A 23475-nucleotide genomic window follows, 5' to 3' on the forward strand; every position below is an offset into this window, starting at 1 on the left:
CACGCGTCGCATTGGGACAGGTTATCGAGCCGGCGGCACGGCGTCGCGCGTGCAGCGCCGGGCGCGTTCGGTGAGCTTCAGATCTGCTTGATTCTCATGCGTGAATCGCGTGTGATCGGTTGTTAACATGCACCGCGGTACCGAGCCGTGCGGCGATTGCGGCACGCCTCAGACCGCGACACTGTCGAGGAGGCTTGCGTGACGGTTACCGATGACTTGCTGGGCAACAACGCCGAATATGCGAAGACCTTCAACGGGCCGCTGCCGATGCCGCCGGGCAAGCATGTGGCGGTCGTCGCGTGCATGGATGCGCGGCTCGACGTGTACCGCCTCCTCGGCCTCAACGAGGGGGAGGCCCACGTCATCCGCAACGCCGGAGGGGTCGTCACCGACGACGTCATCCGCTCGCTGGCCATCAGCCAACGACTACTGGGGACGCGAGAGATCATCCTGATTCACCACACCGATTGCGGGATGCTCACGTTCACCGACGACGACTTCAAGCGCACCATCCAGGAGGAGACCGGGGTCAAACCGCCGTGGGCGGCCGAGGCGTTCCCGGATGTCGCCGAGGACGTCCGGCAGTCGCTGCGGCGCATCGAGGGCAGTCCGTTCGTCACCAAGCACGTCTCCGCGCGTGGCTTCTTCTTCGACGTCGCCACCGGCAAGCTCAACGAGGTCACGCTCTAGAAGCGCGCGCCGAGCGTGTAGCCACGGCGAAAAATCGGCCCGATCCCCGCCATCAGTGCACGTTCGGTGGCCCTTCAGCCGACCTTGTAGGTCGCCAAGGCCTTGGCCACCAGCGTGCCCCCCGAGTCGACGATCTCGGCCTCGCAATTGACCAGCGATCGGCCGCGTCGCAGCACCCGGCCGATGCCGATCACGTCGGTGGCCCGAGCCGGGGCCATGTAGTCCAGCGCCATCGACACCGTCACGCCGCGTAGTTCCGGCGGGGCTGGGACGCCGCACCACGCCGCCGCCATGACGGTGAGGTCGGCGAGGGTGGCGATGGCCCCACCGTGAACCATGTCGCCGAGCGTCACGTTGGACGGGTCCCAGGGCAGCCGCAGCCGCACCTCGTCCTCCTCGAGCCGGTCGGCGACGATGCCCAGCTTGACGACGAACGGGGACTGGGGGATGAACTGCGCGATGACGTCGCGGCCGCTGGGCGCGGGCGGGCGAGAAGGTCCGGGGTGAGAAGTCATTCGTCCATGTTTTCGCACCCCAGGTTGACAGGTCCAGCGCCAGCTGGTCTCATATATCGCTAAGATGCCAAATATGGTCAGTTCTGCCAGGTTTTAGCGAGTGAAGGAAGCTATGACCAGTGATCTGAAGGCGGCCCCCGCCGTCGGACAGTACGAATTGAGCCACCTGCGCTCGCTGGAGGCAGAGGCGATCCACATCATTCGGGAGGTGGCCGCCGAGTTCGAGCGGCCGGTGCTGCTGTTCTCGGGCGGCAAGGACTCCATCGTCATGCTGCATCTGGCGCTGCGGGCGTTCCGTCCGGGCCGGTTGCCGTTCCCGGTGATGCACGTCGACACCGGACACAACTTCGACGAGGTGATCGCGACCCGCGACGAGCTGGTCAACGAGCACGGAGTGCGCTTGGTCGTCGCCTCGGTCCAGGAAGACATCGACGCCGGGCGGGTGGTCGAGCCACGTCAGGGGCGCAACCCCATCCAGACCGTGACCCTGCTTCGCGCCATCCGGGAGAACAAGTTCGACGCGGCGTTCGGCGGGGCGCGCCGCGACGAGGAGAAGGCCCGCGCCAAGGAGCGTGTGTTCAGCTTCCGCGACGAGTTCGGTCAATGGGATCCGAAGGCGCAGCGGCCCGAGCTGTGGAACCTGTACAACGGCCGGCATCACAAGGGTGAGCACATCCGGGTCTTCCCGCTGTCCAACTGGACCGAGTTCGACATCTGGTCCTACATCGGCGCCGAGAACATCGCCCTTCCGTCGATCTATTACGCGCACCGGCGCAAGGTCTTTCGCCGTGACGGCATGTTGTTGGCGGTCGATAAGAACATGCAGCCCAACGCCGACGAGCCGGTGTTCGAGGCGACGGTGCGCTTCCGCACCGTCGGGGACGTCACGTGCACCGGATGCGTGGAATCGCAAGCCGCCACCGTCGACGAGGTCATCGCCGAGACCGCGGTGTCCCGGCTCACCGAACGCGGGGCGACCAGGGCCGACGACCGGATCTCGGAGGCCGGCATGGAAGACCGCAAACGACAGGGATACTTCTGATGGCCACCTTGCTGAGGCTCGCAACCGCGGGTTCCGTCGACGACGGCAAGTCCACCCTGATCGGCCGCCTGCTGTATGACTCCAAGGCCGTCATGGAGGACCAGTGGGCCGCGGTGGAGCAGACGTCCAAGGACCGCGGCCACGACTACACCGACCTGGCGCTGGTGACCGACGGCTTGCGGGCCGAACGCGAGCAGGGCATCACGATCGACGTCGCCTACCGCTACTTCGCCACTCCCAAGCGGAAATTCATCATCGCCGACACCCCCGGCCACATCCAGTACACCCGCAACATGGTGACCGGGGCCTCGACCGCCCAGCTCGTGATCGTGCTCGTCGACGCGCGGCACGGCCTGTTGGAGCAGTCACGCCGGCACGCTTTCCTGGCGTCCCTGCTGGGCATCCAGCACATCGTGCTCGCGGTCAACAAGATGGACCTGATCGGTTGGGACAAAGAGAAATTCGAGGCGATCCGCGACGAGTTCCACGCCTTCGCCGCTCGGTTGGACGTGCACGACGTGGCCACCATCCCGATCTCCGCGCTGCACGGCGACAACGTGGTGACGAAGTCGGACCAGACGCCGTGGTATGAAGGGCCGGCCTTGTTGTCGCACCTCGAAGAGGTGTACATCGCCGGCGATCGCAATATGGTTGACGTGCGGTTCCCGGTGCAGTACGTCATCCGGCCGCACACCCGCGAACATCAGGACCACCGCAGCTACGCCGGCACCGTCGCCAGCGGCGTCATGCGCGCCGGGGACGAGGTCGTGGTGCTGCCCGTCGGCAAGCACACCCGCATCACCGCGATCGAGGGCCCGAATGGTCCGGTGGAAGAAGCGTTCCCGCCGATGGCCGTGTCCGTCACCCTCGCCGACGAGATCGACATCTCGCGGGGAGATCTGATCGCCCGCACCCACAACCAGCCCCGGGTCGCGCAGGAGTTCGACGCGACGGTGTGCTGGATGGCCGACGGCGCGGCGCTCGAGCCCGGCCGCGATTACGTCATCAAGCACACCACCCGCACCACGCACGCCAAGGTGACCGCGCTCGACTACCGCCTCGACGTCAACACGCTGCACCGCGACAAGTCCGCGACGGCGTTGAAGCTCAACGAGCTTGGCCGCATTTCGCTGCGCACCCAGGTTCCGCTGCTCCTCGACGAGTACACCCGGAACCCGAGCACCGGGTCGTTCATCCTCATCGACCCGCACACCAACGGCACCGTGGCCGCCGGCATGGTGTTGCGCGACGCGTCGGCGCAGGCGGCGAGCCCAAACACGGTGCGGCACAAGCCTTCGGCGATCGCGCAGGCCCGGCCCCGCGGCAAGACGGTGTGGTTCACCGGTCTGTCCGGCTCCGGCAAGTCGTCGGTGGCCATGCTGGTCGAGCAAAAGCTGCTCGAAAAGGGGTCTCTGGCTTACGTTCTCGATGGGGACAACCTGCGGCACGGTTTGAACGCCGACCTGGGCTTTTCCATGGCCGACCGCGCCGAGAACCTGCGCCGGCTCGCGCATGTGGCGGCGCTGCTCGCCGACTGCGGCAACGTCGTGCTGGTGCCGGCGATCAGCCCGCTGGCCGAACAACGCGAATTGGCCCGCAAGGTGCACGCCGACGCCGGGTTCGAGTTCATCGAGGTCTTCTGCGACACCCCCATCGACGAATGCGAAAAGCGTGACCCCAAGGGGCTGTACGCGAAGGCGCGCGCCGGTGAGATCACCCAGTTCACCGGGATCGACAGTCCGTATCAGCCGCCGGCGAATCCCGATCTGCGGCTCACCCCGGACGGCACCATCGAGGAGCAGGCGCAGCGGGTCCTCGACCTGCTCGAATCGCGCGGGTAGCACGCCGGTGCCGCCCGGCTGCGCCGAAATGCCCGCACCGGATGGCACAATCCTGAGAGTGCGCATGTCAGCGAAGGCGGAGTACGCCGTGCGGGCGATGATCCAGCTCGCCACGGTGTCCGACGGGACGCTGGTGAAGACCGACGACTTGGCCCAGGCCCAGGGCATCCCGCCGCAATTTCTCGTCGACATCCTGACCAACCTGCGCACCGACCGGCTCGTGCGCAGCCATCGTGGCCGTGAGGGCGGCTACGAATTGGCCCGCTCCGGCAGCGACATCAGCATCGCCGACGTCCTGCGCTGCATCGATGGGCCACTGGCCAGCGTCCGCGACATCGGACTCGGGGACCTGCCGTATTCGGGACCGACCGCCGCGCTCACCGACGTCTGGCGGGCGCTGCGCGCCAGCATGCGGTCCGTGCTGGAACAAACCACCCTGGCCGACGTCGCGACCGGCGGCCTGCCCAAGCATGTGGCGCAACTGGCCGACGACTATCGGAAACAGGAGAGCCAGCGGCACGGCTCGGCGCGCACCGGCGACTAGGCAACGTGCACAACGGCTCAGCCGCCCGACCCGTAGGGGCGGGTGAGGATCTCCATGGCATGACCGGAGGGGTCGGTGAAATACACCCCGCGTCCGCCGTCATTGTGGTTGATCTCGCCGGGACGCGTGGCGCCCGGATCGGCCCAGTGCTGCATGCCACGAGCCCGGATCTTGTCGTAGATCGTGTCGAACTCCTGCTCGGACACCAAGAAGGCGTAGTGCTGACGCGGGATGTCCGCGCCGTCGGGGGCATCCGCGTAGTCCAGGGTGGCACCGTGCTCTAGTTCGACAACCATGAAGTGGCCGAACGGCTTTGGGCTGGGCAGCCCGAACAGCTCGGTGAGAAACTCGGCGGATTCTCGTTTGTCGCGCGACGCGACGATGGTGTGGTTGAAACTGATGCTCATAGTTCTGTCCAGTCAACCACCGCACGCCCCGCGCGACAACGCGCTACTTCGGCGCGGTCAGCTCCAGGGCGATGTTGTCGGGGTCGCGGAACTCCAGTATGTAAGACGGCCCGATGTCCTTGATCGGCTCGTGAGTGACGCCAAGGTCATCGAGATGCGCTGCCGCCGAATCCAATTCGTCCCTAGTGGTGAGCCGGAACGCGATGTGGTCCAGCCCGACGCGATTCTCGTCGAAGCGGCCCGCGGCGACGGGCCGCAGGCCGAGCAGCGTGCCGCCGAGGTCGTAGATGACACCGCCGAACAAAAAGCTCAACTGATTGCGGGTGGCTTCGTCGGCGTTGTCGGGGACCTCCAGCAACACCGGCCAGCCGAACACGCTCTCGTAGAACTGCCGGGATCGCTCGATATCGGTCACGGTCAGTCGGACATGCGCGATGGAAGTGCTGGTGAAGTCCATTCGGTCCATGGTTCCACTGATGGGTCGCATGTTAAACATGCCAGAATCGCCGTCGTGCAGATAGCGATGACGATGCCGGTGATGGAACCGGATCTGGATGCGACGGTGCTCGAGACCTGGGCGCGCACCATTGACGAGGGGCCGTTCTCGTCACTGTGCTGGGGTGAGCGCATCGCGTTCGACAATCCGGACAACCTGACGCTGCTGGGCGCGCTGGCCGCCTGGACCGATCGGGTGCGGCTGCTGACGACGGTGATCGTGCCGCAACTGCACGACCCGGTCATGCTCGCCAAGGGTCTGGCGACCGGCGACATGCTCAGCGGCGGCCGGTTGACCGTCGGCATCGGGGTGGGCGGCCGGCACGAGGATTACCACGCCGTCGGCGCCGACCCCGCCACACAGACCATGCGCGGCATGGCCGAACGGGTGGCGGTGATGAAGCGCGTCTGGGCGGGGGAGAAGACCACCGACTCGGTGCGGCCCGTCGGTCCGGCGCCGGTGCAGCCCGGCGGTCCACCGCTGTTCGTCGGCAGTATCGGTCCGAAGACCATCCGCAGCGCCGCGGCGTGGGCCGACGGGCTGGCGGGCACCACCCTGGACCTCGACGTCGCCAAGCAGAACGAGCTGTTCGACGTCACGCGAGACGCCTGGGCGCGGGCCGGCAAGCCCAAACCCCACCTCATCACCTCGTTTTGGTTCGCTTTCGGGTCCCCCGAGGAGTCCCGCGCCCAGGTGCACCGCCATCTACGTCGCTACATGAACTGGATACCGGCCGAATACGTCGACGCCATGGCGCCGATGACCGGGTGGGCCGGCAGCGAAGACGAGCTGCTGGACGTGCTGCGCCGGTTCGAGGAGATCGGCACCGACGAGGTTCAGCTCATCCCGACGAGCTCGGATGTCGATCAGCTGCGCCGCGCCGCGGAGGTCGCCGGGCGGCTGTAGTCCAGCTCGGGCCGAGCGGCGGCACAGGGTGAATTGCCGCATCGGCGCCGCGGGGTTTTCATTAGCGACATGACGCAGCAGGAGTTGCCCGCCCCGCTGGCCGAAATGACCGGGCTGATGGCGCAGTGCGCGAACAACGGCGATTTCGCCGGGGCCGCGCTGCAGGCGAACGAGCTGGTGACCCTGTGCCGGGCAACGCTGGGGGAGCGCGATCCCAACGTCCTCGAGCTCAAGGTGGCGCTGGCCACCGTGCAGCTGCGGGCGGGCGAGGACGCCGCCGTCTACGCCGACCTAAAGGAGTTGATACCCGATCTCGTCGAGGTGCTCGGTCGCGATCACCTGAGCACCTTGACCGCGCGCCACCTGCTGGCCGGTCGCCAACAAGCGCCGGTGTCGTCGCTGTCCGAATGGTCGCAGCTCGTCGCCGACGAACAGCGGATTCTGGGGCCCGACCACGAGAGCACGCTGATGGCCCGCGAGAGGGTCGCCGAGAAGCGTTGGGAGACCGGTGATTTCGCCGGAGCTATGACCGAGGGCCAACATGTGCTCGCCGCGCGGCGGCGGGTGCTCGGCGACGACCACGCCGACACCCTCGGGACGCGGTTGATGCTGGCGATCTGGCGAGGGCGGGCCGGTGACATCCCCGCGGCGATCACCGAACTCGAGTGGCTGATCGGCGAGCTGCGCGACAAGCTGGGCAGCGACCACGTTCATCTGCTCATGGCGCGGCACATGTTCACGCTGTGGGCCCCGAACCGGGCCGGCGTGACGGACGGGGTCACCGCATGGGAGGCGCTGGTCGAGGAGGAATCCCGCGTCCTCGGCGACGAGCATCCGGTGACAATCGCGGCCCGCCAGGAATTGGCCGGCTGGTGTGCCCGGCACCGCGCCCGCGCGGGCGAACCCGACACCCCGGTGGACTGGTCCGCCTCCTGACCTGGATGTGCGGGCGTCAGGTCGCCGCTTTGTCCGCCGGGCGCTCGTCGTCGACGGCAGGCTCCTGCGGTGGCTGCCCCTTGCGCAGCGTCTCCAGCAGCTCCCGGTACGGCCCGACCAGGTAGACGGTGTCGCCGCCGCGAAGCCAGGCGTCGCGGCGCGGGTGTAGCTCGACCGGGGCGTCCCGACGGGTGATGGCGATGACCCGGGTCTGGGTGGACATTTCGAACATCCGCAGCCCGTCGAGTTCGCTGCCGGCCGCCACGTGCATGGCGCCGACCATGAAGGATCGCTGCCCGACCGAGAACGTGCCCAGCACCTGCAAACCCATCGCGGCACCGATGAACCACGGGGCGGCCAGGTCGACCGTCGACCGGACGTTCTCGAACCCGAACCGCTTGGCCACCGCGTCGCCGAGGGTGCGGTCGTAGATGCGCAGCACGATCGGCACGTCGGGCCGGTTGACCTCGGGCATCACCCGGGGACCCAGCATCTCGCGCAGCACGATGCCGATCTCGATGTTGACCATGTCGTCCTGAGTCAGCACGGCCACGGCGCGGGCGCGGTCGACGCGGGCCGACTCCAGCGTCTGGCGCAGCGTGGCGTCCCCGAAGATCACCGGCACGTCGAGTTCGGCCGCGGTCGACAGGAACCGGTTGTTCTCGTCGCGTTCGATCACCGCGACGTCGTATCCGGCCGCGGTCAGATCGCCGACGACGCGGCTGCCGAAGGACCCCAGCCCCACCACGATGATGTGGTCGCGCAGGTGGCGCGCCCGCCGGACGCCGGCCGATTGCAGGACGCGGCGCGACAACAGCAAGTCCGCCACGAAGGCGACGAGCAGCGCGGTGGTGGTCACGCCGGCGAACATCAGGCCGACGGCGAAGATGCGTAGCCACGCGGATTGTTGGGCGAAGGTGAATTCGCCGTATCCCACAGTGGTGATGGTCTCCGCGGTGAAATACATTGCGTCAAGCCAGGACAGGCGCGGCTTCGTGTAGGAGAAGTGCACGACGATCGTCGACGCGAGCAGCAGGGTGAGCGCGAGCAGCATGGCGGGGAAGAGCAGGGGGTTGACGTCGTCGCGCATTGCGCGTGCGGCGTCCGAGGCCCGCCGCACCCACGAGCGGCGCGAGCGCGTCGCGGTCGGCCGGGGCGTCTTGATGCCGCGGGCGGCCAGTTCGTCGGCGCTGCCGATCATGGCGGTCCAATCACCGGCGCGCACCCGATGGTCGCGGCCCGGACAGGGCACCACCTCGCCGGGGGTGGCGGCGTCCTGGCCGTGGATCACGGCCACCGGTGCCAGGTCGCCGTAGATCTCTCGAAGGGTCGCGTCGCGTGGCGCCTCGGCGCCCGACACGACGAAGTTGATGCCGGCCGCCTCGACCGGGTGGGTGTTGCTCGCCAGGCACGCCTCGACGACCGACGGCGCCGCGAGGTCGGCGACATCGAGGATGGCCCCGGGGCCGTTGTCGGCGGCCACCGCTCCCCGCAGCACGTCGTTGCCCAACCGGGCGACCACGCGCAGATTCGGATTCGTTTTCCTTGCCAATAAAGCGTTTTCGAGATTCTTGGCGTCGTCACGCCCGGCGCAGACGATGGCGCTTGCTTGGGTGAGGTCCGCGCCGGTGAGGTCCTCGCTCGGCAGCTTGACGACTGTGGCGCCCGCGCGGTTCAGTTCCGTGGCGATCGTGGTCGCGAGCACGTCGTCGCCGCTGACGATGATGCCACCCATAAACCCCACCTCTGATGACATTGGCGCTCACGTGTTGCTATGACTATCGGGCACCGTGCCGGTTGACGCCAGTGCGACATGTGCTCAAGCGCGAATTGATTGGGCGGGCGGGCGGGCGGTGGGCCGCGGCCAAAGGCACTGCGATCGTGGGTGCGAATCCGAGTTAAGCCATATGCCAACGGGATTGGCGACCGGGCTACAACACCTGGACGTCAGCCGGTGACCAGAAGGCGCGCATCGACGTGATTTTGGCGTCCGCGTCGAACGACATCGTCGAGATGGGGGAGATTCGGGTGCGGCTGTCACCGGCGTCGAGCGTGAGGTGCCAGAAGAAGGCGGCTTCGCTGCCGGAGACCCGCAATTCGGCGAGTTCGGTGTCCTTCTTGGCGTCTTGGAATCCCGCATAGAACGCGCGGATGGCGTCATGCCCGCGGCGAATGTCGGCGCCGATCGGATCCTCGATGGTGGCATCGGCGGCGTAGAGGGTCACGATGTCGTCGGCGGTGCCCGTGGCGACGAGCGCGAGGTAGCGATTGACGGTCTCGGTGATGGCTTGCGGGGACGGCATGGATTCGGACGCTACTCCCTCGCCATCGCCACCGCTTCGGGTGCGGTGTGCACGGCAATACTGGCGGCGTGACGTTCATCGAATGCCTCGCGAGCCGCGAGATCTACCGGAATCCGTGGATGGTGCTGCGCGAGGATGACATCCGCCGCCCGGACGGCAGCACCGGCCTCTACGGCGTCGTCGACAAGCCGGGCTACGCGCTCGTGATGCCCTATGACGGGCGACGCTTCCGGTTGGTCGAGCAGTTTCGCTACCCCATCGGGGAGCGGCGTTGGGAGTTTCCCCAAGGCACCGCCCCGGACCTGGCCGACGCCGACCCGGCCGAGTTGGCCTCGCGTGAGCTGCGCGAGGAAACCGGATTGCGCGCAACGACGTTCGAGGCGCTCGGCGAGCTCGACGCGGCCCCGGGGATGACCAGTCAGCGCGGCTGGGTGTTTCTGGCCACGGGCATCATCGAGGGCGAAGCCGACCGCGAACACGAGGAACAGGACATGCGCAGCGCGTGGTTCGCCCGCGACGAGGTGGAGCGGATGATCCGCGAGGGCGTCATCGCCGACGCGCAGTCGATCGCCGCCTACGGACTGTTCCTGTTGCGCTGAAAACCGTGATCGTGTCCTCGCCGAGATCACACCGCGTCATCGGACGCTCACCATTGACCGATGCGACCGAGGCTTCGGGTAGTTGCGGTCCTCGCAGCCGTGACTGCCTCGGTCGCCGGCGCCCCCGCCGTCTGCGCCCATGCGGTGTCGCCGTCGTGGAACGGCAAATACTCACTGGTGCGGTATGCGGCCGGCAAAACCGGCACCAGCGTCGCCGCGACGCAGGCCGAAGCCACGTTCAGCGCCGACTACGTCTTCACCACCGCATGCTCGTCGGGCCGGTGTGTGGCCACCGCCACCGACGGGCCCACGCCCAAGAATCCGACCCTGCCCCAGCCGTCGCGCTACACCTGGGACGGGGCGAAATGGGTGGAGCGCTTCGACTTTCAGTGGGATTGCTATATGGGCGAGGGCGCGCCGAAGGTGTGGGCGCCCGCGCGGTCGTGGGCCTTCTACACGCCGCAGGCGGACGGATCGTTGCGCGGTGTCTGGCACACCGACATCAACGGCGGCCCGTGCCGCGGAACGGTCGAAATGCCGGTGGCGGCGTTTGCCGCCGGGACGGCCTGACGAAGGCGACGCCGATCAATCCGGCGCGCTGGTCATGGAGGCGATGTAATACACCTCGTGACCGGTCGGATAGCCGCCACCGTCGGTGGCGATGTGGACGTGGTCGTAATGGTTGGCGGTCTCCGAGCCCAGGTCGGCCGTCCAGTTGCCCCCGCCGACGCCCGGGTAGATCTTCTGGCGCCAGATCACGTGATTGATGCCCCAGCGCTTGGCGTTCGCCAGCGCATACCCGGCGATCTGGTTGCCGAGGTCGATGCCCTCGGGGGTGTGGAAGTTCGGGATCATCACGTCGATCGCCAACCCCTTGGGATGCCACGGCAGCGGGTCCTCCCGATACCCGTAGATCGTCTTGATCTGCGGAAAGAGCACTCCGATCGCGCGGGCCGCCCAGATGGTCTTGACCTGTAGCCGATCCTCGGACGCGACGCCGCGGGGCAACGCGAGCTGGAACTGCTGGCCGGCGGAGGGGGCGGGTGGTGCCAGGGCGGTGAGCGCCTCCACCTCCGCGGGACTGGCGGTGTGCGGTGGGCTGGGTGGCGGGGCCGCCGCCGCGGTGGCGCTGGTGGGGGCCGCCGCCGGCGTCTCGGCGCAACACCGCGGCTTGGTGCCCTGGGCGTGGATCATGGCGGCCGAGACGACGAGCGACGCCGCGACCGCCAGCCATCGGCCAGCGCCCTTGGCGAACACTCTCACGCCCACGGCCAGCAGCTTAATGTCGCCTGTGACCTGTGTGGCGGTGTTTTCAGAAGACGGGCGTGCGACGCGTCGTTCGAGCGAATGTGACCGTCTGGCCTACAGCAGAAGTGGGTAAACAACGCACTAGCGCGCGGCGCAGAAGTTCGAGAGCGAGTCACCGGTCGAAAGGCGGCAGCACATGGTTCGTCACGAGGGGGGCCGATGGGACGTCGGAATCAAGGCCGCCGCGGTCTACGTCGAGCGCATCTCGGACAGCGACGAGCGCCTTTTCGAGGATTCGTTGGCCGCCGAGGAGGCGCGCGACCTGGCGGGGCTGCTGACGAAGTATGCGGACAAGCTCGACGAGGCGACGTATTCCGATAAGGCCAAGGAGTCCGGCGAGGGCGAGGAGTCTGCCAAGGCCGAGGAGTCCGACGAGTCCGACGAGTCCGAAAAGGCGGAGAAGTCAGAGGACTCCGACGGGCCAGAGGACTCCGATGAGTCGGACAAGTCGTCGGATTAAGCGCAAAAGTACCATCTGACCTGCGGTAACACCGGTGCCCCCGGCAGGATTCGAACCTGCGGCCTTCTGCTCCGGAGGCAGACGCTCTATCCCCTGAGCTACGGGGGCGCTACAACTTTGTTGTTGCACCATTGGGCTCCGACAGACTAGCGCATCCAGGCGGCCGCCCCGCCACCGCAACGGATTCGGGGCGCGGGCATGCGAGCCAATAGGATGGACGCTCGTGACCCCCGCTGACCTCGCTGAGCTGCTCAAAAACACCGCCGCCGCGGTGCTGGCCGAGCGCGGGCTGGACGCTGCCATGCTGCCGGCGACGGTGACCGTCGAGCGGCCCCGCAATCCCGAGCACGGCGATTACGCCAGCAACCTGGCGATGCAGCTGGGCAAAAAGGTCGGTGCCAACCCCCGCGAGCTCGCCGGATGGCTCGCCGAGGCACTCGCGCAGGCCGACGGCGTCGCTTCCGCGGAGGTGGCCGGACCGGGCTTCATCAACCTGCGCCTCGAGGCGTCGGCGCAGGCGGTCGTGGTCAACAACGTCATCGACGGCGGCGCTCGCTACGGCCATTCCGACGCGCTGGCCGGTCACCACATCAACCTGGAGTTCGTCTCGGCCAACCCGACCGGGCCGATCCACATCGGCGGAACCCGCTGGGCCGCGGTCGGCGACGCGCTGGGCCGGCTGCTGTCCACCCAGGGCGCCGACGTGGTGCGCGAATACTATTTCAACGACCACGGCGCCCAGATCGACCGCTTCGCCAGCTCGCTGATCGCCGCGGCCAAGGGCGAACCCACCCCGGAAGACGGCTACGCGGGCGCCTACATCAACGACATCGCCGCCCAGATCGTGCAGAAGGCCCCCGACGCGCTGAGCCTGCCCGCCCCCGAGATGCACGAGACCTTCCGCGCCATCGGCGTCGACCTGATGTTCACCCACATCAAGGAGTCGTTGCACGAATTCGGCACCGACTTCGACGTCTACACCCACGAAGACGCGATGCACACCAGCGGACGGGTCGACGAGGCCCTCGCCAAGCTGCGCGAGACCGGCAACATCTACGAGAAGGACGGCGCAACATGGTTGCGCGCCAGTGCCTTTGGTGATGACAAGGATCGCGTCGTGATCAAGAGCGACGGGAAGCCCGCCTACATCGCCGGGGACATCGCCTACTACCTGGACAAGCGGCAACGCGGCTTCGACCTGTGCATCTACATGCTCGGCGCCGACCACCACGGGTACATCGCCCGCCTCAAGGCGGTCGCCGCCGCCCTCGGCGAGGACCCGGCCACCGTCGAGGTGCTCATCGGCCAGATGGTCAACTTGGTCCGCGACGGCCAGCCGGTCCGGATGAGCAAGCGCGCCGGAACCGTGCTCACCCTCGACGATCTCGTCGAGGCGATCGGCGTCGACGCCGCCCGCTACAGCCTGATCCGGTCCTCGGTGGACACCCCGATCGACATCGACCTCGCGCTGTGGTCGTCGGCGTCCAACGAAAACCCGGTCTATTACGTGCAATACGCGCACGCCCGGCTCTCGGCGCTGGCCCGCAACGCCGCCGAACTCGGTCTCATCCCCGACACCGGGAACCTCGGGCTGCTCGACCACGACAAGGAGGGGACGCTGTTGCGCACCCTCGGCGAATTCCCGCGGGTGCTCACGACGGCGTCGTCGCTGCGCGAACCGCACCGGATCTGCCGCTACCTGGAAGACCTCGCCGGCGACTACCACCGGTTCTACGACTCCTGCCGGGTGCTGCCGCAGGGCGACGAGCAGCCCACCGATCTGCACACCGCGCGCCTGGCGCTGTGCCAGGCGACCCGCCAGGTGATCGCCAACGGCTTGGCGATACTCGGCGTCACTGCCCCGGAGCGAATGTGAACGTTCATCCCGCCGGTCCTCGGCACGCCGAAGAGACCCGCCACGCCGACAGCCCGCCGCGGCCGCAATCCGCCGAGGAGCTGCTGCTGTTGGCGCCAAACGTGTGGCCCCGCAACACGACTCGCGATGAAGGCGGAGTCGCCAGCATCGCGGGGGTAGCGGTGACCGACCTCGCCCAGGAGTACGGCACCCCGCTGTTCGTCGTCGACGAGGACGATTTCCGGTCCCGCTGCCGCGAGATCGCGTCGGCGTTCGGTGGGGGCAAGAACGTGCACTATGCCGCGAAAGCCTTTCTGTGCAGCGAGATCGCGCGCTGGATCGACGAGGAAGGCCTGTCGCTCGACGTGTGCACCGGCGGCGAGCTGGCCGTTGCGCTGCACGCCAACTTCCCGCCGGAGCGGATCACCTTCCACGGCAACAACAAGTCAGTCGCGGAATTGACCGCGGCGGTCAAAGCCGGTGTCGGCCACGTCGTTTTGGACTCGATGACCGAGATCGAGCGTCTGAATACCATTGCGGGCGAGGCGGGTATCGTCCAGGACGTCTTCGTCCGTCTCACGGTCGGTGTCGAAGCACACACCCATGAGTTCATCTCGACCGCACACGAGGACCAGAAGTTCGGACTGTCCGTGGCCAGCGGCGCGGCGTTGGCCGCCGTCGGCCGGGTATTCGAAGCCGAACACCTGCGGGTGGTCGGTCTGCACAGCCACATCGGTTCGCAGATCTTCGACGTCGCCGGCTTCGAACTCGCCGCGCGCCGTGTCCTCGGCCTGCTGCACGAGGCCGTCGAGCAGTTCGGCGTCGACAAGACCGCGCAGATCTCGACCGTGGATCTCGGTGGCGGACTTGGTATCTCGTATCTGGCCGCGGACGACCCGCCGCCGATGGGCGAACTGGCCGCCAAGTTGAGCGCGATCGTGAAGAACGAGTCGGAGGCTGTCGGGCTGCCGACACCGCGGCTGGTCGTCGAGCCCGGACGAGCCATCGCCGGACCGGGCACCATCACCCTCTACGAGGTGGGCACCGTCAAGGACGTGGACGTCAGTGCCACGGCACACCGGCGCTATGTCAGCGTCGACGGCGGCATGAGCGACAACATCCGCACCGCCCTGTATGACGCCCAATACGACGCCAGGCTGGTCTCCCGGCTCAGCGATGCGCCCGCGGAGCTGGCGCGTGTTGTCGGAAAGCATTGCGAGAGCGGCGATATCGTCGTGCGCGACACGTGGGTGCCCGGCGACCTGCATCCCGGCGACCTGATCGGGGTGGCCGCCACCGGCGCCTACTGCTATTCGTTGTCGAGTCGGTACAACATGGTCTGCCGTCCCGCCGTCGTCGCGGTGCGTGACGGGCGCGCGCGCCTGCTCCTGCGCCGCGAGACGGTCGACGATCTGCTGAGTCTGGAAGTGAGGTGAACTGGTGCCGCGTGAGGAAAAGCCGGTCGGTGTAGCGGTACTCGGGTTGGGCAACGTCGGCAGCGAAGTCGTCCGAATCATCGAGGAAAGCGCCGATGACCTCGCGGCCCGCGTCGGCGCGCCCCTGGTGCTGCGCGGCGTCGGAGTGCGCCGCGTCGCCGACGACCGTGGCGTTCCCGCCGAGCTGCTCACCGACGACATCGAAGGGCTCGCCGCGCGCGATGACGTCGACATCGTCGTGGAGCTCATGGGACCGGTCGAGCCGTCCCGCAAGGCCATCCTGTGCGCCCTCGAACACGGCAAATCGGTCGTCACGGCGAACAAGGCGCTGCTGTCCATCTCCACCGGCGAGCTGGCGCAGGCGGCCGAAAGCGCGCATGTCGACCTGTATTTCGAGGCGGCGGTGGCGGGCGCGATTCCCGTCATCCGGCCGCTCACCCAGTCGCTTGCGGGCGACACGGTGTTGCGGGTCGCGGGCATCGTCAACGGCACCACGAACTACATCCTGTCCGCGATGGACAGCACCGGCGCCGACTACGACACCGCGCTGGCCGAGGCCAGCGCGCTCGGCTACGCCGAGGCCGACCCCACCGCCGACGTCGAGGGATACGACGCCGCCGCCAAGGCCGCGATCCTGGCGTCCATCGCGTTCCACACGCGGGTGATCGCCGACGACGTCTATCGCGAGGGCATCACCAAGGTCACGCCGGCCGACTTCGAGTCCGCCCGTGCGCTGGGCTGCACCATCAAGCTGCTGTCCATCTGCGAGCGCATCACGGACGGCGATGGCCAGGAGCGGGTCTCGGCCCGCGTCTATCCGGCTTTGGTGCCGCTGTCGCATCCTCTGGCCACGGTCAACGGGGCGTTCAACGCGGTCGTGGTCGAGGCCAAGGCCTCCGGAAGGCTGATGTTCTACGGCCAGGGCGCCGGCGGCGCGCCGACCGCGTCCGCCGTGGCCGGGGACCTGGTGATGGCCGCGCGCAACCGCGTGCTGGGCAGCCGCGGGCCGCGGGAATCCAAGTACGCCCAACTCCCCGTAGCCCCAATGGGTTTGATCTCCACGCGCTACTACGTCAGCATGAACGTGGCGGACAAGCCCGGCGTGTTGTCCTCGGTGGCAGCCGAATTCGCCAAACGCGAGGTCAGCATCGCCGAGGTGCGGCAGGAGGGCGTCGCGGACGAGGGCGGACGACGGGTGGGGGCACGGATCGTCGTGGTCACCCACCGCGCCACGGACGCCGCGCTGTCCGAAACCGTCGACGCGCTCGCCGACCTCGATGCCGTGCAGAGCGTGACGAGCGTGCTGCGACTGGAAGGGACCACCCTATGAGCGCGCCGCGCACCGCCGTCCACCAGCCCTGGCCCGGGCTCATCGAGGCCTACCGGGACCGGTTGCCGGTGGGCGACGACTGGACCCCGGTCACCCTGCTCGAGGGCGGCACCCCGCTGATCGCGGCGACCCGCCTGTCGGAAAAGACCGGCTGCACAGTCCATCTCAAGGTCGAGGGCCTCAATCCCACCGGCTCCTTCAAAGACCGGGGGATGACGATGGCGGTCACCGATGCGGTGGCGCGCGGCCAACAGGCCGTGTTGTGCGCCTCGACCGGCAACACCTCGGCGTCGGCGGCGGCCTATGCCGCCCGCGCCGGGATCACCTGCGCGGTGCTGATCCCGCAGGGCAAGATCGCGATGGGCAAGCTGGCGCAGGCGGTGATGCACGGCGCCAAGATCATCCAGATCGACGGCAACTTCGACGACTGCCTGGAACTGGCCCGAAAGATGGCCGCCGACTTCCCGACGATCTCCTTGGTCAATTCGGTCAACCCGGTGCGCATCGAGGGCCAGAAGACGGCCGCGTTCGAGATCGTCGACGCGCTCGGCGCAGCGCCGGACGTGCACGCCCTTCCGGTCGGCAACGCGGGCAACATCACCGCGTACTGGAAGGGATACACCGAGTATCACCACGAGGGCCTGATCGAAAAGCTGCCGCGGATGCTGGGCACCCAGGCGGCCGGCGCGGCCCCCCTGGTGAACGGTGCGCCGGTCAAGAACCCGGAAACGATTGCGACCGCGATCCGCATCGGCGCGCCCGCGTCGTGGACGGCCGCGGTCGACGCGCAGCGCCAATCCAACGGCCGCTTCCTGGCGGCCACCGACGAGGAGATCCTGGCCGCCTACCACCTGGTGGCCGAGTCCGAAGGTGTCTTCGTCGAACCCGCCTCGGCGGCCAGCATCGCGGGTCTGCTCAAGGCCGTCGACGACGGCTGGGTGGCCCGCGGGTCGACGGTCGTGTGCACGGTGACGGGCAACGGGCTCAAGGATCCCGACACGGCACTACGGGATATGCCCACCGTGACCGCGCTGCCGGTTGATCCGGTCCTGGTCGTCGAAAAACTGGGGCTGGCGTAGTGCGGTCACCGAGCGTGGGGCCTATGGACGAATTCCAGGCAGGCCACGTACATAGCGCCCACACTCGGCGGTCACGTTGGTGACCTCGATGCTGCCCGCCGGGCTGGTAGCCACCGCCGTGGTTTCGGCCTCCAGCGCAAACCTCGGGCCGGGCTTCGACAGCATCGGTCTGGCGTTGAGTCTGTGCGACGAAATCACCGTGGAGACAACTTCTTCCGGCTTGGTCGTCACGGTAGAGGGGGAAGGTGCCGGCCAACTGCCGGTGGACGCCGACCATCTGGTGGTGCGCGCCCTCGAGCGCGGCCTGCAAGCTGTCGGGGTCCGCGCCCCCGGGCTGGTGGTGCGGTGCCGCAACGCCATCCCCCATTCCCGCGGCCTGGGCTCGTCAGCGGCGGCGGTGGTGGGCGGGCTTGCGGCCGCGAACGGCCTTGTCGCGCAGACGGATTGGCAGACGCTCGACGACACCCAGCTGATTCAATTGTCCTCGGACTTCGAGGGTCATCCCGACAACGCGGCGGCGGCCGTGCTGGGCGGTGCGGTCGTGTCGTGGGTCGACCGCAGCGGTGATCACCCGCGGTACGCGGCGGTGCCGCTGCGGCTTCACCCCGACATCCACCTGTACTGCGCCGTTCCCGAGGAACGCTCCCTGACGGCCGAGACCCGCGTGCTGCTGCCGGCGCAGGTCAGCCATGACGACGCACGCTTCAACGTCAGCCGCACCGCGTTGCTGGTGGTCGCGCTGACCGAACGCCCGGACCTGCTCATGGCGGCCACCGAAGATGTGCTCCACCAGCCGCAGCGCGCACCGGCCATGCCCGCCTCGGCGGAATATTTGCGGCTGCTGCGGCGTCATAACGTGGCAGCGACGCTGTCCGGGGCCGGTCCATCGGTGATCGCGATGACCACGGCGGCGGGGTTGCCCCCGGAGGCGGTGGAGTACGCCGCCACAAGCGGATTTGCCCTCATCAAGATGGCCACCGGCGAACGAGTTCGCTGGAGTCCGGGAGTCACCGTCGCGGGTTGATCAACAGCGTGGCCGGAGGGTTTGCTTGCTTCCAGCAGGGATGGGGGCTATCCTCGGAGCCGTCCAGCAATCGCAGCATCTGCATCTGCATCCATACTGCCTTGCCGCTAGGACAACACCAATTCTTCTTGTGGACGAGGTTCGCCGTTTACTCCGCCGATCCAGGCGATCACCGTTGCAGAGTCGATGATTGGGCGCACTCGGCAATTTGGCTGAATGCAACGAACCCCCCGTATGACGTGATCATTGGGGGAAGAAAGGAACTCCGTGACTGATACGGACCTGTTCACGGCTGGCGAAAACACTGACGCCAATCAACTGTCTAATGCCGTGACCACCGACACTCCCGACGCGAAGACGAACGCTTCGGCCGGCGCCCTGTCCACCATGGTGCTGCCCGAGCTACGCGCGCTGGCTAACCAGGTCGGCGTCAAAGGGACGTCGGGAATGCGTAAGAACGAACTGATCGCCGCGATCAAAGAAGTCAGGGGACAGGCCAACGGCGTGCCCGCCAACGGCACGAAGTCCACTGAGGACAGCGGCAAGCCGGACACCAAAGACGACGACACCAAAGACACCAAGGACGACAACGGCGCTGACGCACCGGCGGCCAAGGAAGGCCAGAACGGCGCGGCCCCCACCGAGGCGCCCCGCCGCGAACGACGCGGCGCTTCCCGCGACGCGGGATCGACCGACCGCGCCAACGAGGATGCCGATCGCGAGCGCGCCGGCGGCCGAGATGGCGGCGCCACCGGCGAGACCGACGGCCGCGAAGGCAAGCAGGACAAAGACAACCAGAACGAGAACCGCGGCCAGGGTGGCGGGAGCGAGGATCAACAGGGCTCCGGCGGCCAGCAGGGCCGTGGCGGGTCGAACCAGCAGGACGACGACGGCGAAGGACGCGGCGGCCGGCGGGGACGCCGCTTCCGCGACCGCCGGCGCCGGGGCGAGCGCTCCGGAGAGGGCGGCGACGCCGAACTGCGCGAGGACGACGTCGTCCAGCCGGTAGCCGGCATTCTTGACGTCCTCGACAATTACGCGTTCGTGCGCACCTCCGGCTACCTGGCCGGGCCCCATGACGTTTACGTGTCGATGAACATGGTGCGCAAGAACGGCCTGCGCCGCGGTGACGCCGTCACCGGCGCGGTGCGCGTGCCGAAGGAAGGCGAGCAGCCCAACCAGCGGCAGAAGTTCAACCCGCTGGTACGCCTGGACAGCGTCAACGGCGGCTCGGTCGAGGACGCCAAGAAGCGCCCCGATTTCTCCAAGCTGACGCCGCTGTATCCCAACCAGCGTCTTCGCCTGGAAACCACGCCCGACCGGCTGACCACGCGGGTCATCGACCTGATCATGCCGATCGGGAAGGGCCAGCGTGCGCTGATCGTGTCGCCGCCCAAGGCGGGTAAGACGACGATCCTGCAGGACATCGCCAACGCGATCACCAAGAACAACCCGGAATGCCACCTCATGGTCGTGCTCGTCGACGAGCGGCCCGAGGAGGTCACCGACATGCAGCGTTCGGTCAAGGGTGAGGTCATCTCCTCGACCTTCGACCGGCCGCCGTCCGATCACACCCAGGCCGCCGAGCTGGCCATCGAGCGGGCCAAGCGGCTCGTCGAGCAGGGCAAGGACGTCGTCGTGCTGCTGGACTCGATCACACGCCTCGGGCGCGCCTACAACAACGCCTCGCCGGCGTCGGGCCGCATCCTGTCCGGTGGTGTCGACTCCACCGCGCTGTACCCGCCCAAGCGCTTCCTGGGCGCCGCGCGCAACATCGAGGAGGGCGGCTCGCTGACCATCATCGCCACCGCGATGGTCGAGACGGGGTCCACCGGTGACACGGTCATCTTCGAGGAGTTCAAGGGCACCGGTAACGCCGAGCTCAAGCTGGACCGCAAGATCTCCGAACGCCGGGTCTTCCCGGCGGTCGACGTGAACCCCTCCGGCACCCGTAAGGACGAACTGCTGCTGTCGCCGGACGAGTTCGGCATCGTGCACAAGCTGCGCCGCGTGCTGTCGGGCCTGGATTCCCACCAGGCCATCGACCTGCTGATGTCGCAGCTGCGCAAGACGAAGACCAACTACGAGTTCCTGGTCCAGGTGTCCAAGACGACGCCCGGGATGGACAACGACTAGGGGGACCGTCGCTCCCGCTAAACCACGCACAAGACACGCCGGGCGCCAGCGCCGTGATTTAAGTTCGCGGCGACCGCCCCGGGAATGGCGAAGCCCATCCCGCTGTTTTGGGGCATGACGGTTGACCCGGCATAATCGGACGCTGAAACGATCGAAGAGGACACCATGAAAGCTGACATTCACCCCGCCTACGCGGAGACCACCGTGCTCTGCGGATGCGGCAACACCTTCCAGACGCGCAGCACCAAAGAGGGTGGCCACATCACCGTCGAGGTCTGCTCGCAGTGCCACCCCTTCTACACCGGCAAGCAGAAGATCCTGGACAGCGGTGGCCGGGTCGCCCGCTTCGAGAAGCGCTACGGCAAGCGCAAGGCCGGAGCCGCTGCCGACAAATAGCTCGGTTACCGACGCCCGAACTGTGCGTGCAGTCGCACAGGCCGGGCGTCGGTTTGCGTTTGCGGCAGTGACGGGCGACAACGGGGCAGGAGGTGTGGCATGACGAAGCCGGTACAGACCATTGACGTGCTGCTGGCCGAGCACGCCGACCTCGAGCGACGGCTGGCCGACCCCGAACTGCACAGCAACCCCGACGAGGCCCGCAAGGCCGGACGGCGCTTCGCGCGGCTGGCCCCGATCGTCGGCACCTACCGCAAGCTGATGGCCGCCCGTGACGACCTCGAGGCCGCGCGCGAACTGGCCGCCGACGACGATTCCTTCGCCGCCGAGGCGAGCGATCTGGAATCCCGGGTGGCCGAGTTGGACACCCAGCTCACCGACATGCTGGCCCCGCGCGACCCGCACGACGCCGACGACATCGTGCTCGAGGTCAAATCCGGTGAGGGCGGGGAAGAGTCGGCGCTGTTCGCCGCCGACCTGGCCCGGATGTACATTCGCTACGCCGAGCGGCACGGCTGGACCGTCACCGTGCTGGACGAAACCACCTCGGACCTCGGCGGTTACAAGGACGCGACGCTGTCCATCGCCAGCAAGGGCGATTCGGCCGACGGGGTCTGGTCGCGGATGAAGTTCGAGGGCGGGGTGCACCGGGTTCAACGCGTCCCGGTGACGGAATCCCAAGGCCGCGTTCACACTTCGGCGGCGGGTGTGCTCGTGTATCCCGAACCCGAAGAAATCGGCGAGGTGCAGATCGACGAGTCGGACCTGCGCATCGACGTCTACCGTTCGTCGGGCAAGGGCGGCCAGGGTGTCAACACCACCGACTCCGCGGTGCGGATCACGCACTTGCCCACCGGAATCGTGGTCACCTGTCAAAACGAGCGCTCGCAGCTACAGAACAAGGCGCGGGCGCTGCAGGTTCTGGCGGCGCGCCTGCAGTCCTTGGCCGAAGAACAGGCGCTGGCGGACGCGTCGGCGGACCGGGCCAGCCAGATCCGCACGGTGGACCGCAGCGAGCGCATCCGCACCTACAACTTCCCGGAGAACCGGATCGCCGACCACCGCATCAACTTCAAGTCGCACAATCTCGATCAAGTGCTCGACGGCGACCTGGATGCGTTGTTCGATGCCCTGGCCGCGGCCGACAAGCAAAGCCGGCTGCAACAAGCATGACGTCCCAGCGGCGACGCGGAGCGAAGCGATGAGGAGCGGGACACGCCAGCTCAGCCTGCGGCGCGCGATCGACGATGCGACGGCCACCCTCGCCGAAGCGGGAATCGACTCCGCGCGTTGGGATGCCGAGCAGCTGGCCGCGCACCTGGCGGGCATCGACCGCGGTCGCCTGGCGTTGCTCGAATCGCCCGGCGAGGACTTTCTCGGACGGTACCGCGACGCGGTGGCCGTCCGTTCGCGACGCGTGCCGCTGCAGCATCTGCTGGGGACGGCGGCATTCGGTCCGGTGCAGCTGCGCGTCGGCCCCGGCGTGTTCATACCCCGCCCCGAAACCGAGGCCCTGCTGGAATGGGCCCGCGCGCAACGACTTGCGCCCCGGCCGGTCATCGTCGACCTGTGCACCGGGTCCGGCGCTTTGGCGGTGGCGCTGGCCCACCACCGGGCCGAATTGGGGCAGGAGGCACGAATCGTCGCTCTCGACAACTCCGACGCCGCCCTCGAGTACGCGCGCGGTAACGCTGAGGGCACGGCGGTCGAGATCGTGCGGGCCGACGTCACCGAACCCGGTCTGCTTCCGCAACTGGACGGAAGGGTCGACCTGATCGTGGCCAACCCGCCCTATGTTCCCGAAGGCGCCGTGCTGGACCCTGAAGTCGCCCAACATGATCCCTACCAGGCGGTGTTCGGCGGGCCGGACGGTCTGGCGGTGATTGCTCCGATAGTGCGCCTCGCCGGCCGTTGGCTGCGTCCCGGGGGGCTGATCGGCATCGAGCATGACGACACCACCTCGCGCGAGACCATGGAATTGTTCGTTCGCACCGGGCTTTTCGAGGACGTCCAGGCGCGTCAGGACTTGACCGGCCGGCCGCGGTTCGTGACGGCGAGGAGGAGTGGCGCCAATGACGCGCGTCGCGACGATGCAGAGCGCAGCGATGAGGAGGAGTGGCGCCGATGACGCGCGTCGCGACGATGCAGAGCGCAGCGATGAGGAGGAGTGGC

Annotated in this window: 24 protein-coding genes and 1 tRNA gene; 18 read left to right on the plus strand and 7 right to left on the minus strand. The window is 67.8% G+C overall.

Going from position 1 to position 23475, the window contains the following annotated elements; translation table 11 throughout:
- Positions 1-198: 198 nt before the first annotated feature.
- Positions 199-690: a carbonic anhydrase gene (locus W7U_RS03055; RefSeq protein ID WP_008254746.1), complete on the plus strand. Its 492-nt coding sequence runs from the start codon at positions 199-201 to the stop codon at positions 688-690.
- Positions 691-764: 74 nt separating this feature from the next.
- On the opposite strand, the gene W7U_RS03060 is transcribed toward W7U_RS03055, so the two are convergent.
- Positions 765-1205 carry a PaaI family thioesterase gene (locus W7U_RS03060; protein ID WP_008254748.1) on the minus strand — a complete coding sequence of 147 codons (441 nt, stop codon included), beginning with the start codon at positions 1203-1205 and terminating at the stop codon, positions 765-767.
- Positions 1206-1317: 112 nt separating this feature from the next.
- Here W7U_RS03060 and cysD point away from each other — a divergent pair, with 112 nt between their 5' ends.
- The 3 genes from cysD to W7U_RS03075 are packed head-to-tail and all read left to right on the plus strand — an operon-like array spanning position 1318 to position 4632.
- Complete coding sequence (cysD, locus tag W7U_RS03065; protein ID WP_008254750.1) at positions 1318-2247, plus strand: sulfate adenylyltransferase subunit CysD; 930 nt, start codon at positions 1318-1320, stop codon at positions 2245-2247.
- Positions 2247-4088 (plus strand): adenylyl-sulfate kinase, encoded by a 1842-nt coding sequence (cysC, locus tag W7U_RS03070; protein WP_008254752.1) that lies wholly within the window; start codon positions 2247-2249, stop codon positions 4086-4088. Before cysD ends, cysC begins: the two co-directional genes overlap by 1 nt.
- Before the next feature lie 58 nt (positions 4089-4146).
- On the plus strand, positions 4147-4632 hold the full coding sequence (locus tag W7U_RS03075; RefSeq protein WP_008254753.1) for an RrF2 family transcriptional regulator: 486 nt from the start codon (positions 4147-4149) through the stop codon (positions 4630-4632).
- Positions 4633-4649: 17 nt separating this feature from the next.
- Here the strand turns inward: W7U_RS03075 and W7U_RS03080 are convergent, their stop codons facing one another.
- Both W7U_RS03080 and W7U_RS03085 read right to left on the minus strand, forming a co-directional pair.
- Positions 4650-5039: a VOC family protein gene (locus W7U_RS03080; RefSeq protein WP_008254755.1), complete on the minus strand. Its 390-nt coding sequence runs from the start codon at positions 5037-5039 to the stop codon at positions 4650-4652.
- Between the two features lie 43 nt (positions 5040-5082).
- Positions 5083-5496: a VOC family protein gene (locus tag W7U_RS03085; protein ID WP_008254757.1), complete on the minus strand. Its 414-nt coding sequence runs from the start codon at positions 5494-5496 to the stop codon at positions 5083-5085.
- Positions 5497-5562: 66 nt separating this feature from the next.
- On the opposite strand from W7U_RS03085, the gene W7U_RS03090 reads away from it, so the two are divergent.
- Together W7U_RS03090 and W7U_RS03095 are read left to right on the plus strand one after the other, a co-directional pair.
- A complete protein-coding gene (locus W7U_RS03090) occupies positions 5563-6441 on the plus strand; it encodes an LLM class flavin-dependent oxidoreductase (RefSeq protein WP_008254760.1) in 879 nt (292 codons plus the stop codon).
- Positions 6442-6510: 69 nt separating this feature from the next.
- Positions 6511-7377 (plus strand): tetratricopeptide repeat protein, encoded by an 867-nt coding sequence (locus W7U_RS03095; RefSeq protein ID WP_008254762.1) that lies wholly within the window; start codon positions 6511-6513, stop codon positions 7375-7377.
- Positions 7378-7393: 16 nt separating this feature from the next.
- On the opposite strand, the gene W7U_RS03100 is transcribed toward W7U_RS03095, so the two are convergent.
- On the minus strand, positions 7394-9112 hold the full coding sequence (locus W7U_RS03100) for a potassium channel protein (RefSeq protein ID WP_008254764.1): 1719 nt from the start codon (positions 9110-9112) through the stop codon (positions 7394-7396).
- A 196-nt stretch (positions 9113-9308) separates the two neighbouring features.
- Positions 9309-9680 carry a nuclear transport factor 2 family protein gene (locus W7U_RS03105; RefSeq protein ID WP_008254766.1) on the minus strand — a complete coding sequence of 124 codons (372 nt, stop codon included), beginning with the start codon at positions 9678-9680 and terminating at the stop codon, positions 9309-9311.
- A gap of 119 nt (positions 9681-9799) precedes the next feature.
- Here W7U_RS03105 and W7U_RS03110 point away from each other — a divergent pair, with 119 nt between their 5' ends.
- Together W7U_RS03110 and W7U_RS03115 are read left to right on the plus strand one after the other, a co-directional pair.
- Positions 9800-10279 carry an NUDIX hydrolase gene (locus W7U_RS03110; protein ID WP_225325500.1) on the plus strand — a complete coding sequence of 160 codons (480 nt, stop codon included), beginning with the start codon at positions 9800-9802 and terminating at the stop codon, positions 10277-10279.
- 99 nt (positions 10280-10378) lie between these two features.
- Positions 10379-10849 (plus strand): hypothetical protein, encoded by a 471-nt coding sequence (locus W7U_RS03115; RefSeq protein WP_008254770.1) that lies wholly within the window; start codon positions 10379-10381, stop codon positions 10847-10849.
- A 15-nt stretch (positions 10850-10864) separates the two neighbouring features.
- Here the strand turns inward: W7U_RS03115 and W7U_RS03120 are convergent, their stop codons facing one another.
- Entirely contained in the window at positions 10865-11548 is a 684-nt protein-coding gene (locus W7U_RS03120) for a hypothetical protein (protein WP_026071516.1), read from the minus strand.
- A 175-nt stretch (positions 11549-11723) separates the two neighbouring features.
- On the opposite strand from W7U_RS03120, the gene W7U_RS03125 reads away from it, so the two are divergent.
- Positions 11724-12047, plus strand: a complete 324-nt coding sequence (locus W7U_RS03125; protein WP_008254773.1) for a hypothetical protein — start codon at positions 11724-11726, stop codon at positions 12045-12047.
- A 35-nt stretch (positions 12048-12082) separates the two neighbouring features.
- Here the strand turns inward: W7U_RS03125 and W7U_RS03130 are convergent.
- A tRNA-Arg gene (locus W7U_RS03130) sits at positions 12083-12155 on the minus strand.
- Between the two features lie 115 nt (positions 12156-12270).
- Between W7U_RS03130 and argS the strand changes: the two genes are divergently transcribed.
- The 9 genes from argS (at position 12271) to prmC (ending at position 23431) form a co-directional block, all read left to right on the plus strand.
- The gene (gene argS / locus W7U_RS03135; protein WP_008254775.1) at positions 12271-13923 is read left to right on the plus strand and encodes an arginine--tRNA ligase; all 1653 of its coding nucleotides are present in this window, start codon (positions 12271-12273) and stop codon (positions 13921-13923) included.
- Positions 13920-15338: a diaminopimelate decarboxylase gene (gene lysA / locus W7U_RS03140; RefSeq protein ID WP_008254777.1), complete on the plus strand. Its 1419-nt coding sequence runs from the start codon at positions 13920-13922 to the stop codon at positions 15336-15338. The genes argS and lysA overlap by 4 nt, the downstream gene beginning before the upstream one ends.
- Positions 15339-15342: 4 nt before the next feature.
- Positions 15343-16668 (plus strand): homoserine dehydrogenase, encoded by a 1326-nt coding sequence (locus tag W7U_RS03145; RefSeq protein WP_008254778.1) that lies wholly within the window; start codon positions 15343-15345, stop codon positions 16666-16668.
- Positions 16665-17747 (plus strand): threonine synthase, encoded by a 1083-nt coding sequence (gene thrC / locus W7U_RS03150; RefSeq protein WP_008254781.1) that lies wholly within the window; start codon positions 16665-16667, stop codon positions 17745-17747. The genes W7U_RS03145 and thrC overlap by 4 nt, the downstream gene beginning before the upstream one ends.
- 76 nt (positions 17748-17823) lie before the next feature.
- A complete protein-coding gene (thrB, locus tag W7U_RS03155; protein ID WP_168160313.1) occupies positions 17824-18771 on the plus strand; it encodes a homoserine kinase in 948 nt (315 codons plus the stop codon).
- A 267-nt stretch (positions 18772-19038) separates the two neighbouring features.
- Positions 19039-20907, plus strand: coding sequence for a transcription termination factor Rho (gene rho, locus W7U_RS03160; RefSeq protein WP_008254784.1), 1869 nt, complete (start codon positions 19039-19041; stop codon positions 20905-20907).
- 165 nt (positions 20908-21072) lie between these two features.
- Positions 21073-21303 (plus strand): 50S ribosomal protein L31, encoded by a 231-nt coding sequence (gene rpmE, locus W7U_RS03165; RefSeq protein ID WP_008254787.1) that lies wholly within the window; start codon positions 21073-21075, stop codon positions 21301-21303.
- A gap of 99 nt (positions 21304-21402) precedes the next feature.
- Entirely contained in the window at positions 21403-22476 is a 1074-nt protein-coding gene (gene prfA / locus W7U_RS03170; protein WP_008254789.1) for a peptide chain release factor 1, read from the plus strand.
- 28 nt (positions 22477-22504) lie between these two features.
- Positions 22505-23431, plus strand: coding sequence for a peptide chain release factor N(5)-glutamine methyltransferase (gene prmC / locus W7U_RS03175; protein ID WP_008254791.1), 927 nt, complete (start codon positions 22505-22507; stop codon positions 23429-23431).
- Positions 23432-23475 lie beyond the last annotated feature (44 nt).

It is taken from the genome of Mycobacterium sp. H4Y, assembly GCF_000364405.1.
Lineage (GTDB): Bacteria > Actinomycetota > Actinomycetes > Mycobacteriales > Mycobacteriaceae > Mycobacterium > Mycobacterium intracellulare.